Raw genomic sequence first — 15,729 nt, forward strand, 5'->3', positions numbered from 1 at the left:
GAGCGCAGCGTTATCCGAACGGAGGGCGAACTGTTCGGCGATGAAGGCTATCGAGGTGACGGAGTTCGGCGACAGCAACGTCATCGAGACCACCGAGCGCGACGCGCCCGAGCCGGGTCCGGGCGAGGTCCGGATCGCGGTCGAGGCCGCGGGGATAAACTTCGCGGACATCATGCAGCGCCGCGGCCACTACCAGGGCGGCCCGGAGCCGCCCTACGTCCCCGGGATGGAGGCCGCGGGGACCATCGACGCCGTCGGCGACGACGTCGAGCGCGAGGTCGGCGAGCGCGTCGTGGCGATGACGAACCAGGCCTACGCCGAGTCGGTCACCGCGGACGCCGCGGGGCTGTTCGACGTCCCCGAGTCGATGGGGTTCGCCGAGGCGGCGGGCTTCCCGGTCCAGTTCCTGACGGCGCACAACACCCTCTTCGAGTGGGGCGGGCTGGAGGAGGGCGAGCGGGTACTGGTCCACGCCGCCGCGGGCGGGGTCGGCACGGCCGCGGTCCAACTCGCGCACGAGGCCGGCGCGGAGGTCTTCGGCACCGCGAGCACCCAGGACAAACGCGACCTCGCCGAACGCCTCGGCGCGGACCACCTGATCGACTACACCGAGACGGACTTCGCCGAGGCGGTCAACGAGGAGACGGACGGCGAGGGCGTGGACCTCGTGCTCGACGGCATCGGCGGCGAGACGAGTCAGCAGAGCCTCGACTGTCTCGCCCACGGCGGCCGGATGGTCGCCTACGGCGCGGCGAGCGGCCAGCCCGGCCAGCTCGACACGAGTACGCTCCTGTTCAACAACTTCACCGTCTACGGCTACCACCTCGGCCAGTCGATGCAGCGCGACCCGGGCCGCGTCCTCGGCGCGGTCGAGCACCTCACGGAGCTGCTCACGGGCGGCGACCTCGAAGTCGTGGTCGGCGAGACGTTCCCGCTCACAGAGGCGGCGGCCGCCCACGAGCACATCGAGAACCGAGAGAGTTCGGGGAAGGTCGTCCTCGAACCCTAATCGACCGGTAACGCGCTGCTATCGATCCCCTCACGCCGGCCGTCGAGCACGGCAAACCGCTCGCCGCGGCGCTGTTCGAGCCAGTAGAGTAACCGTTCGGCCCAGCCGAGTTTTCGCCGTTTCATCGGATCCACCGACGGGTCGTCGAGATCCCAACCGGCGAATTTCAAGTCACTCGCCCCGCAGTGGTCGGCGAGAAACGCCGCGCGGTCGCCGTCGGTGAACCCACCGAAATTCTCGACAGCTCCAACCGGCGCGGCCTGGGTCGTCGCGAGCACGTTCCACGTCTCGAGATCGGGAGCCCAGCGCTCGACCAGCTCCCGATTGTCGCCGTGGGCGTGGACCACGACCGGCGTTCCCTCGTGGGAGAGCCGTTTCGCGGTCTCGGGGTTCTTATCGAGGTCCGTCACCATGCAGTCGACCTCGATGCCGCGGTCGAGACAGCGGTCGGCGGCGGTCGAGGCGGCGAACACCCGCGCTGACCCGTCGAATCCATCCAGATCCGCTTCGATCGAGGGGCCGGCACCGGCGACCACGACGGGTCCGCCGGCGACGTCGAGGCGGTCGAGGGAGAACGGTTCGGCGAACTCGGCGAGCCGGTCACGGACCGCTTCGTCGGCGACGCGCTCGAAGCCGAAGTCCGGGAGGATCGCTTCGTAGACGGGATTCCACTCGGTGAAGTTCATCGTTCGGCGGTCGGGTTCGTGGGAGCGCCGAGCGCGTCGCCGATGAGGGCGGCGTCGCGGGTCTCGGCCACGTCGTGGGTGCGGATGACGTTCGCACCGCGCTCGACCGCGAGGGCGGTCGCCGCGAGGCTCGCGGGGAGGCGCTCGTCGGTCTCCCGGCCAACGACCTCGCCGAGGAAGTTCTTCCGGTTGATCGAGACCAGCATCGGTTTGTCGAGATCACGGAACTCTCCGAGCCGACGGAAGATCTCGCGGTCGTCGTCGAGGGTCTTGGCCTCGCTCCACCCGCCGAAAGCGGGGTCGACGATCGTCTCGTCGGTGAGGTCGCGGGCGAGCGCGTCGTGGATCTCCTCGACGGTGGTGAGCGCGCCGGGCCGTTCGAGGTCGGGCGGGCTCGCCATCTTCACTACCGCGGCGTCGCGGGCCTCACAGGTCGGTGCCATCTCCGGGTCGGCGAAGCCGCAGATGTCGTTCACCATGTCGAAACCCCCATCCAGCGCGGCGGCGGCGACCTCGTGATACCGGGTCTCGATCGAGAACACCGCGTCGTGCGTGGTCCGGTCGAGAGTCTCGAACGCGGTGTCGAGCCGGTCGAGCTCCTCGTCGGCCGAGAGCACCTCGAAGCGCTTGTTGGCGGATTCGAGCCCGATATCGACGATCTCCGCGCCCTCCTCGACGAGGCCGTCGACGTAGCCCGCGGCCTCGTTCGGGTCGGTGAACACGCTCGGGCCGTAGGTCGACTCGTCGCTGACGTTGAGCACGCCCATGACCCGCGGCGGGTGGTCGTCGCCGATCCGGAGTCCGGCGGCCTCGACGGTCTGCATGGTGGATATCGGGGATGGGGCCACAAAGCCGGTCCGATTACGGACGGGGCTCGCTGCCGACGTTCGGGGCGAATCGGTCGTGGAGAACCGTCTCGCAGGTGTACGAGCAGACGTGATAGTTCGCGACCCCGTGGCTGACGGGGTCGGTCGATGCGGTGCCACGGAGCGGCGCGTCACAGACCTCACAGGTGTTCATCGGACACCGCGAGACTCGACCCCGGTCTCGATACCGTTTACGTCCGGAGACCGGGGAGCGCTCGGGAGACCGACGTACCGCTCGTGAGCGAGCGACATATCGGGAGACGAACGAGATGTATCGGTGCGACAGCTATATTTCGAGCCGATTCGAGTTTGCAGTAGATGAACTGGCGCGTAGAATGGAAGCTCCGGGCCCGAATGGTGCTGGCGACCGTCGCGCTGGCCCTCGTCGCGGCGGCCTTCGCGGGTGTGCTGTTCGGCGTGTTCTCGTATCTGGCAGCCTTCCTCGCTTCGGGTGGCTACTTCCCGCCGTCGCTGGCCGAGGCGGTAGGTGCGGCCGCAGCGGTGGTGTTCGTCGCGGGCATCGTCGCCGTCGAGTGGGTCTTCGGCGACACGCTCGTGCTCCGACACGTGGCCGTTCGCGGAACGACGCCGGAGCGCTTTCCCGACCTCCACCGGATAGTGAGCCGAACCGCCCAGCAGGCCGACCTCCCGGTTCCCACGGTTTCGGTGATAGAGACCGCCGCGCCGCACGCGTTCACCGTCGGCTACACGCAGGCGGGCGCGACGATGGTGGTCTCGACCGGCCTGCTCGACGCGCTCGACGAGAACGAACTCGCGGCGGTCGTCGCCCACGAACTCGCCCACGTCAAGAACCGCGACGTCGCGGTGATGATGGCGCTGTCGCTCCCGACGGTGATCGCGCATACGATCATGGGATGGGCCGAGCGGGACGAGGAGGCGGAGCGGTCGAAGGAGCCAATCGCCGCACCAATCACGTCGAATGAATCGGTTAGCGGAATCGTGGGAGTGTTCGTGTTCCCGGTCGCGTGGCTGTTCTGGGCCGTCGGGCGCGTCCTGCTCAGTCTCCTCTCGCGGTATCGGGAGGTCGCGGCCGACCGCGGGGCGGTCGCCATCACCGGGTCGCCGGCGACCCTCGCGAGCGCGCTCTCGACGCTCGACGGGACGTCGGTCAGCCTCCCGAGCGAGGACGTGCGGTCGAGCGCGAGCGTGGCGGCCTTCTCGATCGTCCCGTTCGAAGCGGCGGAGACCGACGACGGCCCCGTGATGCTCGGGCCCGAGGGCGATCGGACGCCGTACCTCTACAACGCGACGAAACCGATCCGGGCGTTCGTGGCGCGAGTGCTGCGCACCCACCCCGACACCGACGAGCGGATCGAGCGGCTTCGCGCGCTCCAGCGGGCGATACGATGACCCTCGCCGACTACCGCCACAAGATCGTCACGATCGTTCACGACCAGTCTAGAGAGCTAGACACTGGAGATACCTTCGGGCATCACCAACGATGGTATATGTCCGAAGACGACGGTAACGACGAAGGCGGATTGACTCGGCGGGGTATGCTTCGGCGGGCGGGGGCGCTCGGCGTCGCCGGTGTGGTGGGCGTCGGCGGGTTCCAGTATTTCGCCGCCGAACCGGTCTTCGCGCTCGAAGAACAGACCTTCACCGCCGACGACGTGAGCATCACCTCGGCGGACGGCTCCATCAACGACATCTGGTTCCAGCCGAAACCCACCTACTCGTGGTCGGCCCTCGATTCGTCGCCCGAATCGATCACGTTCACCCTCGAAGCCGAGGGCAACAACCTCAGTGACTGGTACGAGACGATGGGAAGCGAAACCGCACAGCTCTCGGACGTCGGGGAGTCCGGCGAGGGCGAGTACACCTTCGAGAACAAGCTCAGTCTGCTCGACAACTCGAAGTCCTGGACCAAGTGGGAGTTCCAGGCGGACGAGGACGGCGAGACCGAGACCGTCGGCCCGATCGGCGTAAAGATCACGGCCGAGCTCGAAACGACCGACGGGGCGACACACACCGACACGAACCAGGCCGAGTTCAGCGTCGACGTCACCAACCAGCAGGTCGAGTTCGGTGACCACGAGGGCGACAGCGGCAACGGCGGCGTCGGCGGGATCGCCGGCACCGGCGGGAACTGACGACGGGCCCGAACGACGCGACCGCCCCTCGTTCCCTCCTTCGGATCGGTGAACGGGTCGCGACCGGGGACACGCGTGATTTTTCACCCCGAACGACCGATCCGACGTATGGGGAAAGTCAGCATCGGGTTGCGGGGCTGGCGGTTCGACGAGGGAGCGGTGTTCGACGCCGACGGGGACGTGAAGCCGCTCGAAACCATGGACCACGACACCAGACACCGCGTCGTCCGGCTTCGCCAGCTCGTCGGGTCGCCGTGTCACGCCTGCTGGCTGATCCACGGCGACGACGACCTCGACGCGTGCCACGAGGCCGCGTCGGTCTACGGCGAACCCCTCCACGAGGTGGTGCTCTGTGAACACCACGAGCCCGACTTCCTCTACTGGTTTCGCGAGGAGGGCGGAGCGAGCTACCGGGGCGAGGACGAGCTCCAGGACGCCTTCCACGAGTGGTTCGCCGACGGGAACCGCGCGCCCGAGGGGTACGGCGGGATCGAACACGTCGACACCGATCCGTCGGGGGTGCCGGCGGCGGTCGGCGGGTCGGCGGCCGACGTCGAACGCCAGGCCACCGCGGTCGACCTCGACGGGCTGGACTTCGAGTAATGGGGTCGATATCGGTCGCGGTGGTCGGCGCGGGGACCCCCGGTAACGTCGGCACCATCGCGCGGGCGATGAAGAACTTCGGCTTCTCGGAGCTGTTGCTCGTCGATCCTCCGGAACTCGACCCCGACGGCGAGGCCTACGGCTTCGCGGGGCACGCCCGCGAGGACGTCCTCCCGAACCACGCGGTGCTCGGCTTCGACGACCTCGTCTCGGGGTACTACACCGTCGGCTTCACCGCCATCACCGGCGAGGACGACGGCCATCCCGTCCGCTATCCGTTCAAGACGCCGGTCGAACTCCGCGAGCACCTCGCCGGCCTCGACGCCGACGTCGCGCTCGTCTTCGGGCGCGAGGGCACGGGGCTGTCGAACGCCGAGTTCGCACGGATCGACGAGGTGTGTTCGATCCCCGCGAGCCCCGACTATCCAGTGCTCAATCTCGGCCAGGCCGCGACGGTCGCCCTCTACGAACTCCGGGAGCTGGGGCTCGCCGAGGTCCACCACCCCGACCGTCACACACGGGCCGACGAAGCCGCGCTCGGCGGGCTCTACGACCAGTTCGGGACGCTGCTGGAGACCATCGAGCACCCGCCCGAGAAACGTGCGAAGACCGCCCGGCTGTTCCGCCGGCTGCTCGGGCGCGCCCATCCCACGGGCCGGGAAGTCGCGACGCTTCGCGGTGTGCTCCGGGGCGCGATGTCGGCGGTCGAGCGAGCGCGAAACGAGGAATAGCGAGAGTCGGGCACGAGGCGACCGTCGGGAGGAAGGACTACAGTTCGGGCGTGGGTCGCGAGTCGGTCTCCTTGTCGGCACCGATGATCAGCGTGTTCTCGATGAGGTTACCGTGGGCGCGGCGGAACCGTTCGGAGAGCGCCTGATGGGAGATGTCGAGCTTCTCGGCGAGTGCCTCGACCGAGACGCCGCGGGGAACCTCGTAGTAGCCGTGTTCGAAGGCCGCGCTGAGCGCCTCGGACTGTTCCTCGGTGAGGCCGAACCGGCCGTGGCGCTCGCTGTCCATCTCGTAGATGGTCTTGACGTCGAGCCGGATGTCGTGTTCCTCGCAGAACTCGTAGGTTCGCGAGAGCGACTCCCGGTCGGGGAAGAGGAGCCGGAGATGCCATCGTCCATCCTCGCTGTGGGCGTTGAGGACGGTGGCCTGCTCTTCGAGGAGGGCGTGAACCACGAACTCGACGTGGTCGATCCAGGCCATCCGGTAGAGCCACTCGTCCTCGAGGTCCGAGAGGAGTTCGACGTCCTCCACACTCGGGTCGGCGTCGAGAGCGTCTTCGAGCGTCTCGCGGTCGGAGGCGCTCGCCCAGACGAACGGCAAGACTCGCTCGGTGTCGTGGGCGACCACCCGCTCGATATCGAAGGTGGCCTCGGGAACCGCTTCGAGCGTCTCGCCCAGAACGAACGTCGAGGCGGGGATCGAGATCTCGCTAATGGTACTCATTCGTCCGGAGATGGGACAGTAGCTCGTATAACCGTTTTGCTGGACGGGAGGCACGTGCCGAGGAGCCGTTCTGTTGAAGTGTCTCAAGCCGATAGTGTCCTCAACCAATGAGCGAGGATTTCTACTCGGTGCTCGGCGTCTCGCGCGACGCGAGCGAGGACGAGGTCAAACAGGCCTACCGCGAGAAGGCTTCCGAGTACCACCCCGACGTCTCCGACGACCCGAACGCCGACGAGAAGTTCAAACAGGCGAAGAAGGCCAAGGAGGTGCTGACCGACGACCAGAAACGCCAGGCCTACGACCAGATGGGCCACGACCGCTTCGAGCAGGCCGAGAAACGCGGCGGGTTCGACGGCGGTGCGGGCGGACGGGGCGGCGCTGGCGGGATGGGTGGCGGCATGGGCGGCGGCGACCCGTTCGGCGGGATGGGTGGCAACATGGGCGGTGGCATGGGCGACATCTTCGAGCAGTTCTTCGGCGGCGGTGGCGGGCGCGGCGGCGGGCGGAACGGCCCACAGCAGGGTCGTGACCTCCGGACGAGCCTCACCATCGAACTCGAAGAGGCCGCCGAGGGCGTCCAAAAGCAGTTCACCGTCGCCCGACCCGAGACCTGCCCGGACTGTGATGGCTCGGGCCACCCCGAAAGCGCCGACGCCGAGACCTGTCCCGAGTGTGACGGCCAGGGCCAGACCACGCAGGTCCAACAGACCGCACTCGGACGCGTTCAGCAGACCCAGACCTGCCGGCGCTGCGGCGGCGACGGCACCCTCTACTCCGAGTCGTGTGACACCTGCGGCGGCGACGGCCGGGTCCGCAACGAGGCCACGCTCTCGGTGGACATCCCGGCGGGGATCGCCGACGGCCAGACCCTCCGGATGGAACGCGAGGGCGCACCCGGCGAGAACAACGGCCCGAAGGGCGACCTGCTGATCGAGGTCAGCGTCAGACAACACCCCGAGTTCGAGCGCGACGGCGACGACCTCGCCCACCGCGCCGCGATCTCCTTCCCGCAGGCCACCTTCGGAACCTCGATCGAGGTTCCCACCCTCTCGGGCACCGTCGAGATGGATATCCCGTCCGGTACCCAGAGCGGCGAGACCTTCCGGCTCGGCGGCAAGGGGATGCCCCGCCTCCGCCGACGCGGGAAGGGCGACCTCTTCGTGAAGGTCCAAGTCGTCACCCCGGACCAACTCAACGAGGACCAGCGCGAGGCGCTCGAAGCCTTCGCCGAGGCCGGCGGCGAGGAGGTCGAGGTGGAGGAGGGCTTCTTCAAGAAGATCAAGAACTCCCTATAGAACCCCACCTCTCACACCCCCACCTTTTGCTGCGGTCGTTCGGCGCTGCGCGCCTCACTCCCTGGCAAAATGTGGATCAAAGGCCTCCTCCTTCCCTCCGGTCAGTCGTCGGCCCGCTCGCTCGCTTCACTCGCTCGCGGTGCGATCACTACCCCCTCCACTCAGCACCGCTGCCGCAAACCGCACAGTACCGCCTCCGCCGAAGCCCTCGACCGCTCGCTCCGCTCGCGGTCTCGCCCTTCATCCGCCAGGCCCGCACCGCAACCGCCACCACACCGCCACCGCGCGGCGGCCGCACCGCGACCGCCTCCGCCGCACCCGCACCACCACAACCGGGGAATTTAGGCGGGAGGCGAGCGACGGTTCGCCAATGGTCCACTCCGACTGGGGCGACTGGCTCCCGCAGGCGATCGAGAACGCCGACCCCGAAGGCGTCGCGGCCTGGTATCTCGGCTGTAACGGCCTCGTGCTCACCGACGGCGAGACGACGCTGTTCGTCGATCCCTATCTGGGTACTGGGGACCCACCGCGGACCGTTCGAATGGTCCCGATCCCGTTCGACCCCGAGGACATCGAATCCGCCGACGCGGTCTTCGCCACCCACGAACACTCCGACCACGTCGACGGCCCCTCGCAGGCCCCGATCCTCGCGGGCACGGGCGCGAAATTCTACGCACCCGACGACAGCCTCGCCGTGGCGCACGAGAACGACTGGACCGACGAGTGGGACCTCGCGGACGACCAGCTCGTCGAGGTCTCGGAGGGCGACACCAACGAGATCGGTGAATTTACCGTGACGGTCACCCACGCCAACGACCCCGACGCGACCCACCCCGTCGGCTACCTCATCGACCACCCGGCAGGCACCTTCTTCCACGGCGGCGACACCAAACCCGGCGACGAACTCGAACCGATCGGCGAGGAGTACGACATCGACTACGCGGTCTGTGCGTTCGGCGCGGTCGGGATGATCCTCGACAAGGAGACCCGGGAACCCAAACGAACCCGGTGGTATTCGGACGAGAACCAGGCCATCGAGGTCGCGAACCAGCTCCAGGTCGACACCCTCGTCCCCACCCACTGGGACATGTGGAAGGGCCTCACCGCGGACCCCGCCGCCCTCCACCCACACGCCCGGACGTACGACTACCCCGAACACCTCGAGATCGTCGAGATCGGCGACCGGATCGACTACTGACCCCTGTACCACCCGGCTCGACCCCGCTGAAAGCTTAAGGGCGTCGTACCCGATCGAACGACGATGAGCAACGCAGACACGACGCCACTGGACCTCGCGGCGGACGGGGTCTCGGTCAGGAAATCGTACGAATCCGACGAGTTCCCCGTACAGGTCGTCTCGTTCGAGGTCCGTTCGGAACGCGAGGACGCCGCGAGGTTCAGGCTGGTCGACCCGGTGCCCGAGGCGGTGGCCGCCGCGGACCTCGGTTTCAACCCCAATTACGGCGGCGACCACTGGTCGGCCGGGGACGGCACCGCGGTCTTCGAGCGCCGGATCGAACCCAACGAGACCTTCAGAACCGTCTACGGGGTCCGCGACACCGACATCGACCCGGCGGCGTTCATGACCGAACCGACCCTCACCGTCGACGGAGCCGACGGGAGCGATTCGCCAGCCGAAGACGCATCCACAACGGAGACCGAAACTGGGCCGGCCCCCGAAACACCGGGCCGGGACACCAGCCAGGCCGCCCGCGACGTCATCTCGGGCGAGGGATCGGTGTCCGGCCTCGACAACGACCGCGGCGGCGTCGAGGCGGTCGACCTCTCCGGTGACGGCGATTCGGGGACGGCGACCGAAACCACCACCGCGGACTCAGCGGGTCCGGCAGGCGACGGGGCGGGGGCGGCGCTTCCCGAGGGTGGTGTCGGCGCGGTACTCGCGGCCGAACTCCGAGATGGAGACCTCAGCGAGCCCGACCGGAAGCTCCTCGCGAACGAGCTCGACGGGAACGACGCCGGCCACGAGGTTCGGGTCTCACACCTCCAGTCACGGATCAGCGACCTCGAAGCCTACACCGACGCCCTGGAGGACTTCATCGACGAGAACGGCCCGGCGCGCAAGCTGATCGAGGACATGACCGACCGGCTCGAAACCATCGAGGCCGACGTCGAGGCGCTCGACGAACGCACCACCGAGAACGCGACCGCGATCGAGCGCCTCGACGACCACACCGAGTCGAACGCCGACGACATCGACGCGCTCGATAAGGGCGTCGCCGACACCAACGCCGAGGTCGCCGAGACCCAGGAGTCGGTCGCCGACCTCCGCGAGGACGTCGAGGCGATCGACGACTGGCGCGAGCAGATCTCGAACGTGCTCGGTGGGGTTTCGACGGACCGGGACGAGGACTGACCGAATCGGACCCCGTCCGGACGGCGGGAGGTCGTCGTTCGTGGCCGTGTCACCGACTACCGCGCGATCGATCGTCATATATATTCGTTAGTCACGACCCGAGACACGAAACCTTCTAAAGAATATTATCATGATAATTCATAACAGTTTTTTAGGCCTCGGTCGTCGGTGGCGATGCAGACGGCGAACGGGCTCCAGCGCCCGCAGGTCCGTCGCCTCGAACACACCAACCATGGAAACCCCAGCAGAACTCATCGGAGACACGGACGTCTTCACGAAGGACGTCGACAACCCCGCAGCCCGCGAGCTGCGCGAGATGCTGAACACCCAGGACTACGTCTTCGCGCCCGGGATGTACCACGCGCTCGACGCCCGGCTCGCGGAGATGGCCGGCCACGACGCCGCCTACATGAGCGGCTACTCGACAGTCCTCGGCCAGTTCGGCTTCCCCGACCTAGAGATGGTCACGATGACCGAGATGGTCGAGAACGCCAAACGAATGGTCGAGGCCACCCACCTCCCCGTGATCGCCGACTGTGACACGGGCTATGGCGGGATCCACAACGTCCAGCGCGCGGTCCGCGAGTACGAGAAGGTCGGCGTCGCCGCGATCCACATCGAGGACCAGGTCACGCCGAAACGATGTGGCCACATCGCGGGCAAGCAGATCATCTCCCGCGAGGACGCCCAGGCGCGCTTCGAGGCCGCCGTCGACGCGAAACAGTCCGAGGACACGGTGATAATCGCCCGGACGGACGCCTACGGTTCGGCGAACGGCGACTGGGAGGAACACCTCGAACGCGGGCGGATCTACGCCGACGCCGGGGTGGACATCGTCTGGCCCGAGATGCCGGACCCGAGTCGGGAGGACGCGGTGAACTACGCCGAGACGATCCACGAGACCCACCCCGACCTGAAGCTCGCGTTCAACTACTCGTCGAGCTTCGCGTGGTCCGAGGAGGACGACCCCCTCACCTTCCAGGAGCTCGGGGACCTGGGCTACAAGTACCAGTTCATCACCCTGTTCGCGCTCCACTCGGGGGCCCACGCCGCCTACGAGGACATGAAGAACCTCGCGGAGAACGCCGAACAGGGCCAGTTCGACCTGGAGGAGAAGTACATGGACCACGAGACCGAGTCCCACCACGAACTCTCGTTCGTGGACAAGTTCCAGGACATCGAGATGCGCTTCGACCCCGAGGCCCGCTCGCGGATCGAGGGCTCCGAGGGCTTCTCCGAGGACGAACGCGACCCGCTGACCGCGGAGGCCGACGGCGGCGACGACTGACCGGGCGCTCGCCTCGCCCGGTCTTGCCGGTGTCCCGAACCCTAAAGTAGTCGATCGACCAAGAAGGTAATCGAATCGCGACGAAACAGCAGCGACACTCCCACCCCACAATATAATGACAGAACGAAGACACGATAGGAAGTTCGTCCGGACGTTCTTCACCTCGCCGACCGCGCTCGAGGGCGAGGACGACTCCGCGAAGATGATCCGGAGCGCGAGCGGGCTCCGGGGGATGCAGGCCCCCGACGTCTGGGTGCCCGACAACGAGGACGCCACCGCACCCTCGATGCGCGACGAGGGCGTCGAGAACATCATCGAGGTCGTCTCCGAGAACGGGGCCGACTTCCCCGGCGAGATCCACCCCCGCGTGGTCTGGCACCGCGACAGCCCCGAGACCAGATATCAGTGTCTCCAGCACCTGCTCGACCTCGCCGACCCCGCGAACGGCGCGATCGAGCACATCGATGGCTTCGTGATCCCCGAGGTCGGCGACATCGACGACTGGAAGAAAGCGGACGAGTTCCTCACCATCGTCGAGAACGAGTACGGCTTCGAGGAGGGCTCCATCGCGATGTCGGTGATCATCGAGGCCGGCGAGTCCGAGCTCGCGATGGGGAAACTCCGCGACGAGATGGGCAAGGCCACCAACAACCTCGAACGCCTGTTCCTGTTCGTCGACGGTGAGGTCGACTACACCAAGGACATGCGCGCCATCACGCCCGCGGGCGACCTCCCGCCGTGGCCCGAACTCCGCCACAACACCTCGCGTGGGGCGAGCGCCAACGGCTGCATCGCGGTCGACGGCCCCTACGACGACATCCGCGACGTCGAGGGGTATCGCGAACGCATGACCGAGAACCAGGCCAAGGGAATGCTCGGCATCTGGTCGCTCACCCCCGGTCAGGTTGTCGAGGCGAACACGTCCCCGCTCCCGCCGGAGGAGGGAAGCTGGCTGCTCGACGACGGCAGCGACCAGGTCGAACTCACCGACGAGGGCGACGTGCAGGTCTACGAGGGCGACCGGGTCTCGCTCGAAGAGAGCGGCGACGAGTACGTCCTCCGCACGGGCGGCGACGAACAACACCTCGACGAGGACGACCTCCACGAGGAGTTGCTCAACATGGTCCAGTACGTCCCGAGCATGGACGACATCGTGGACTCGATGGAGGAGTTCGAGGAAGCGAGGGACGCCGGCACCGGCGCGATCGCGATGGAGCGCGCCACGACCATCGAGATCGACGGCGTCGAGGTCGACCTGAGTACGGACCGGATGTGGGACGAGGCGACCTACCAGGCCGCGATGACACCGGTCACGCTGTTCCAGGACGTCTACGAACACCGCCCGGACCAACACGACGACCTCGCGGAGATGTACGGCGAGGACGTCGTCGAGCGCGCGGTAGAGGTCGGGACGTAAGGGTCCCGTCCCGCCGCTTCGTCGGCGGTGGAGCGGTCGATCGGCCGTAACGGCTAACGACGGAGTTCCGACGGCCGCCAATAGACCTACAACGGCCGACCGACTCCGGGATCCGGAGGAGGCATTCCAATGGAACCGAACGAGGAGCCCGACCTGCCACCCGACCTCGCCGACCTCGGGGTCGGGGACGTGCTCCGCGACCGCCAGCACGATTCGTACTTCGAGGTCACCAGTATCGACGACCACGGGGTCGGGCTGTACGACGGCGAGACCGACTTCTACGTCCCGCACGCGCTGTTCGCGACAAAGTACGGCGCACGTCTCCACCCGATCGACGAGGCCGAGAGCCTCGACCCGCCCGACTGGGCGTAACCGGGGTGCGCGAAAGCTACAAGCCCCGATAGGACCTCGCTTGGAGGATGGGACAGCGGAGCCGGTGGTGAATCCGATGGACGACCGGCCGGACGACGTGTTCGAGCGCTTGACGGCCGAGCGCGTGCTCACGGAGCACCACCCGGTCTACGACGTCACCGCCCACGGTGCGACCGGCGACGGAACGACCGACGACACCGCCGCGGTCCAAGCCGCGCTCGACGCCGCCGACGAGGAGGGCGGCGGGGTCGTCTACCTCCCCGCCGGCACCTACTACACGACCTACAGCCTGCTCTACGGCTCCGACCTCGTGGTCTACGGCCCGGCGGCCACGATCGCGTTCGAGCCGAGCCACGAGGACGCCACAGCACTGGTCTCGAAGAGCTTCGATGGCTCCGTCGAGACCTCGCGCGTCACGATCCAGGGACTCACGGTCGAGTCAGTCGACCCCGAGAAAGGCAACGGGATCGGGATGGCGAAGGCCGCAGACATGGCGGTGAAGGCGTGTCAGACCCACGGCCTCAACTGGCACCTCGTCGACATCGCGGGTGCGACGGACGTGCTGGTCGCCGACTGCTACGCCGCGAACCTCGACACCGCGGCCTACCAGGCCGACAACCTGACCTCCGACGGTGGCCTCGTCGTAGAGCACGAGGACGGCACCACCGAGGGCGCGGTGGTCGACGGGACCACCAACCGGAACGTCGACATCGCCGGCAACGTCGCGGCGGACTGCGGCCGCGGGGTCCACCTCCACCGCGACGGCGGCCACGACCTGACTGTACGGGACAACAAGATCAGGGGCTGTACCGGGGTCGGGATCCTCGGCGACCCGGAGATGACGTGGCACGACGTCGTCGTCGCCGGCAACATCGTCGAGGGCAATGGAGGATCCAGCGGGATCCGCCTCGACGGCGAGTACACCAACCTCTCGATAGCGAACAACACCGTCCGCGACCACGGCGCGTGGGGGATCGCGGTCCACCCCGGTGAGGACGAACCCGACTCGCTCCCGCGGGGTGTCACGGTTCGGGACAACACCGTCGAGCGGGTCGCGGGGACCGGCATCGCCGTCGACGGTGCGGCGGGCGAAGTCGTCGACAACTACGTCTACGGGGTGGCGCACGGAACCGGGACGGGAAGCGGGACCGACGGTGCGTCGCCGGATTCGGCCCACGCCGGGGTTACGGTCGAGGGCTGTGACGGCATCTCGGTCAGGGGGAACGTCCTCAGGGACCTCGGTGGGATCGGCGTGGTCTGTCGCGACGGCTCGACCGACGTAGTGGTGGCGGACAACGACGTCGACGGCGCGGTGTGGGGGATCGCCTGTTTCGCCGACGCCGGGTCGGTCGGTGGCGTCGATATCCGGGCCAACAAGGTGGTCGGCGGGCCGGAGGCTCGCGGCGGGGTGTGGGCCGAGGCGGGGGTTCGCTACCGGATCGACGACAACACGGTCACGGGCGTCGACGTCGGCGTCTCGGTCGTGGCGGCGACGGACCTCCACCTCACCGGTAACGACGGTATCGGGGATCGGGACGGGTCGGGAGCCGTCGGCTATCGGGTCCGCGACTGTACGGACGCGGTGGTGCGCGACAACGACGCGACGCGATTCGACCAGTCGACGGTGATCGACGGGGCCTCCGGAGACGTTCGAGCCGACGTACCCGATACCGGGCTCACCGTCGGCAGCGACTGCGAGGGGGTTCGGGCGACGTTCGAGGGCGACCAGCCACCCGAGGCGGGCGCGTTCGCGGTCGGGAGCCGGGTTCGTCACACCGCTCCCGCCGCGGGCGGCCACCTCGGATGGGTCTGCGTCGCGGCCGGGTCGCCCGGTCGCTGGAAGCCGTACGGTCGGATCGAGAAGTGAGTCGGCCGGTTCGTGCCCGGAACGTGACTCCCCCGGTCGCGTCGGTCCCGTTCAGTCGTCGCCGGCGATCCGGTTCGCGACCGGCGGCGTGAGCTTGTACCGATTTTGGCGCGCGTCCTCGATACAGATCCCCTTCTCGACGGTTCCGGCACGTTGGAGCTGTTCGAGTGCGTTCCGCACCGTTCGTCCCGAGAGCCGCGACTGTTCGATGATCTCCTTTTGGGTGAGCGACCCCCGGTACTCGAGGACCTTCACGACGAGCTTCGCGCTCGGCGAGAGACCGTCCGTCCATCCCGATTCGGATCTACTCATCGAAATACGTAGGGCCGGAACGCGAATAAACGTATCGGAGATCCAATAACTTGAAAGCTGGATTATAAACTCGT

General features: G+C 67.7%; 17 protein-coding genes. 12 read left to right on the forward strand and 5 right to left on the reverse strand.

The annotated features are described in order from the left end of the window. Positions 1 to 40 precede the first annotated feature (40 nt). Complete coding sequence (locus GT355_RS10190) at positions 41 to 1,009, forward strand: quinone oxidoreductase family protein (protein ID WP_160134542.1); 969 nt, start codon at positions 41 to 43, stop codon at positions 1,007 to 1,009. On the opposite strand, the gene GT355_RS10195 is transcribed toward GT355_RS10190, so the two are convergent. The 3 genes from GT355_RS10195 to GT355_RS10205 are packed head-to-tail and all read right to left on the reverse strand — an operon-like array spanning position 1,006 to position 2,715. Then, positions 1,006 to 1,695, reverse strand: a complete 690-nt coding sequence (locus GT355_RS10195) for a 6-hydroxymethylpterin diphosphokinase MptE-like protein (protein WP_160134543.1) — start codon at positions 1,693 to 1,695, stop codon at positions 1,006 to 1,008. The genes GT355_RS10190 and GT355_RS10195 overlap by 4 nt on opposite strands. Further along, positions 1,692 to 2,519, reverse strand: a complete 828-nt coding sequence (gene folP, locus GT355_RS10200; protein WP_160134544.1) for a dihydropteroate synthase — start codon at positions 2,517 to 2,519, stop codon at positions 1,692 to 1,694. The genes GT355_RS10195 and folP overlap by 4 nt, the downstream gene beginning before the upstream one ends. Positions 2,520 to 2,556: 37 nt before the next feature. Then, entirely contained in the window at positions 2,557 to 2,715 is a 159-nt protein-coding gene (locus GT355_RS10205; RefSeq protein WP_158589413.1) for a hypothetical protein, read from the reverse strand. 164 nt (positions 2,716 to 2,879) lie between these two features. Between GT355_RS10205 and GT355_RS10210 the strand changes: the two genes are divergently transcribed. The 4 genes from GT355_RS10210 (at position 2,880) to GT355_RS10225 (ending at position 6,009) form a co-directional block, all read left to right on the forward strand. Beyond that, positions 2,880 to 3,932 carry a M48 family metalloprotease gene (locus GT355_RS10210; RefSeq protein WP_240145772.1) on the forward strand — a complete coding sequence of 351 codons (1,053 nt, stop codon included), beginning with the start codon at positions 2,880 to 2,882 and terminating at the stop codon, positions 3,930 to 3,932. A 98-nt stretch (positions 3,933 to 4,030) separates the two neighbouring features. Then, positions 4,031 to 4,675, forward strand: a complete 645-nt coding sequence (locus GT355_RS10215; RefSeq protein WP_160134545.1) for a hypothetical protein — start codon at positions 4,031 to 4,033, stop codon at positions 4,673 to 4,675. 108 nt (positions 4,676 to 4,783) lie between these two features. Then, positions 4,784 to 5,278: a DUF8114 family protein gene (locus GT355_RS10220; protein WP_160134546.1), complete on the forward strand. Its 495-nt coding sequence runs from the start codon at positions 4,784 to 4,786 to the stop codon at positions 5,276 to 5,278. Next, positions 5,278 to 6,009: an RNA methyltransferase gene (locus GT355_RS10225; RefSeq protein ID WP_160134547.1), complete on the forward strand. Its 732-nt coding sequence runs from the start codon at positions 5,278 to 5,280 to the stop codon at positions 6,007 to 6,009. Before GT355_RS10220 ends, GT355_RS10225 begins: the two co-directional genes overlap by 1 nt. Positions 6,010 to 6,046: 37 nt before the next feature. On the opposite strand, the gene GT355_RS10230 is transcribed toward GT355_RS10225, so the two are convergent. After that, positions 6,047 to 6,730 (reverse strand): helix-turn-helix domain-containing protein, encoded by a 684-nt coding sequence (locus GT355_RS10230; RefSeq protein ID WP_160134548.1) that lies wholly within the window; start codon positions 6,728 to 6,730, stop codon positions 6,047 to 6,049. 107 nt (positions 6,731 to 6,837) lie between these two features. On the opposite strand from GT355_RS10230, the gene dnaJ reads away from it, so the two are divergent. The 7 genes from dnaJ (at position 6,838) to GT355_RS10265 (ending at position 15,343) form a co-directional block, all read left to right on the forward strand. Beyond that, complete coding sequence (gene dnaJ / locus GT355_RS10235; protein WP_160134549.1) at positions 6,838 to 8,025, forward strand: molecular chaperone DnaJ; 1,188 nt, start codon at positions 6,838 to 6,840, stop codon at positions 8,023 to 8,025. Positions 8,026 to 8,395: 370 nt separating this feature from the next. Continuing rightward, positions 8,396 to 9,223, forward strand: coding sequence for an MBL fold metallo-hydrolase (locus GT355_RS10240; protein ID WP_160134550.1), 828 nt, complete (start codon positions 8,396 to 8,398; stop codon positions 9,221 to 9,223). A 63-nt stretch (positions 9,224 to 9,286) separates the two neighbouring features. Beyond that, entirely contained in the window at positions 9,287 to 10,399 is a 1,113-nt protein-coding gene (locus tag GT355_RS10245; protein ID WP_160134551.1) for a hypothetical protein, read from the forward strand. Between the two features lie 232 nt (positions 10,400 to 10,631). Next, positions 10,632 to 11,687, forward strand: a complete 1,056-nt coding sequence (gene aceA / locus GT355_RS10250; protein ID WP_160134552.1) for an isocitrate lyase — start codon at positions 10,632 to 10,634, stop codon at positions 11,685 to 11,687. Between the two features lie 115 nt (positions 11,688 to 11,802). After that, positions 11,803 to 13,104 (forward strand): malate synthase AceB, encoded by a 1,302-nt coding sequence (gene aceB / locus GT355_RS10255; protein WP_160134553.1) that lies wholly within the window; start codon positions 11,803 to 11,805, stop codon positions 13,102 to 13,104. A 129-nt stretch (positions 13,105 to 13,233) separates the two neighbouring features. Next, positions 13,234 to 13,476, forward strand: coding sequence for a hypothetical protein (locus GT355_RS10260; RefSeq protein ID WP_160134554.1), 243 nt, complete (start codon positions 13,234 to 13,236; stop codon positions 13,474 to 13,476). A gap of 76 nt (positions 13,477 to 13,552) precedes the next feature. Continuing rightward, positions 13,553 to 15,343, forward strand: a complete 1,791-nt coding sequence (locus GT355_RS10265) for a right-handed parallel beta-helix repeat-containing protein (RefSeq protein WP_160134555.1) — start codon at positions 13,553 to 13,555, stop codon at positions 15,341 to 15,343. Between the two features lie 51 nt (positions 15,344 to 15,394). On the opposite strand, the gene GT355_RS10270 is transcribed toward GT355_RS10265, so the two are convergent. Beyond that, positions 15,395 to 15,655 carry a MarR family transcriptional regulator gene (locus tag GT355_RS10270; protein WP_160134556.1) on the reverse strand — a complete coding sequence of 87 codons (261 nt, stop codon included), beginning with the start codon at positions 15,653 to 15,655 and terminating at the stop codon, positions 15,395 to 15,397. Positions 15,656 to 15,729: the final 74 nt, after the last annotated feature.

Source organism: Halococcus salsus (assembly GCF_009900715.1).
Taxonomy (GTDB): domain Archaea; phylum Halobacteriota; class Halobacteria; order Halobacteriales; family Halococcaceae; genus Halococcus; species Halococcus salsus.

Excerpts from the sequence above, each read along its gene's own strand:
- GT355_RS10215 (WP_160134545.1), top strand. The coding sequence starts at position 4,031 with ATGTCCGAAGACGACGGTAACGACGAAGGCGGATTGACTCGGCGGGGT.
- GT355_RS10245 (WP_160134551.1), top strand. The coding sequence starts at position 9,287 with ATGAGCAACGCAGACACGACGCCACTGGACCTCGCGGCGGACGGGGTC.
- GT355_RS10195 (WP_160134543.1), bottom strand. The coding sequence starts at position 1,695 with ATGAACTTCACCGAGTGGAATCCCGTCTACGAAGCGATCCTCCCGGAC.
- GT355_RS10205 (WP_158589413.1), bottom strand. The coding sequence starts at position 2,715 with ATGAACACCTGTGAGGTCTGTGACGCGCCGCTCCGTGGCACCGCATCG.
- GT355_RS10210 (WP_240145772.1), top strand. The coding sequence starts at position 2,880 with ATGAACTGGCGCGTAGAATGGAAGCTCCGGGCCCGAATGGTGCTGGCG.
- GT355_RS10260 (WP_160134554.1), top strand. The coding sequence starts at position 13,234 with ATGGAACCGAACGAGGAGCCCGACCTGCCACCCGACCTCGCCGACCTC.
- folP (WP_160134544.1), bottom strand. The coding sequence starts at position 2,519 with ATGCAGACCGTCGAGGCCGCCGGACTCCGGATCGGCGACGACCACCCG.
- GT355_RS10190 (WP_160134542.1), top strand. The coding sequence starts at position 41 with ATGAAGGCTATCGAGGTGACGGAGTTCGGCGACAGCAACGTCATCGAG.
- aceA (WP_160134552.1), top strand. The coding sequence starts at position 10,632 with ATGGAAACCCCAGCAGAACTCATCGGAGACACGGACGTCTTCACGAAG.
- GT355_RS10240 (WP_160134550.1), top strand. The coding sequence starts at position 8,396 with ATGGTCCACTCCGACTGGGGCGACTGGCTCCCGCAGGCGATCGAGAAC.
- GT355_RS10270 (WP_160134556.1), bottom strand. The coding sequence starts at position 15,655 with ATGAGTAGATCCGAATCGGGATGGACGGACGGTCTCTCGCCGAGCGCG.
- GT355_RS10225 (WP_160134547.1), top strand. The coding sequence starts at position 5,278 with ATGGGGTCGATATCGGTCGCGGTGGTCGGCGCGGGGACCCCCGGTAAC.
- dnaJ (WP_160134549.1), top strand. The coding sequence starts at position 6,838 with ATGAGCGAGGATTTCTACTCGGTGCTCGGCGTCTCGCGCGACGCGAGC.
- GT355_RS10230 (WP_160134548.1), bottom strand. The coding sequence starts at position 6,730 with ATGAGTACCATTAGCGAGATCTCGATCCCCGCCTCGACGTTCGTTCTG.
- GT355_RS10265 (WP_160134555.1), top strand. The coding sequence starts at position 13,553 with ATGGACGACCGGCCGGACGACGTGTTCGAGCGCTTGACGGCCGAGCGC.
- aceB (WP_160134553.1), top strand. The coding sequence starts at position 11,803 with ATGACAGAACGAAGACACGATAGGAAGTTCGTCCGGACGTTCTTCACC.
- GT355_RS10220 (WP_160134546.1), top strand. The coding sequence starts at position 4,784 with ATGGGGAAAGTCAGCATCGGGTTGCGGGGCTGGCGGTTCGACGAGGGA.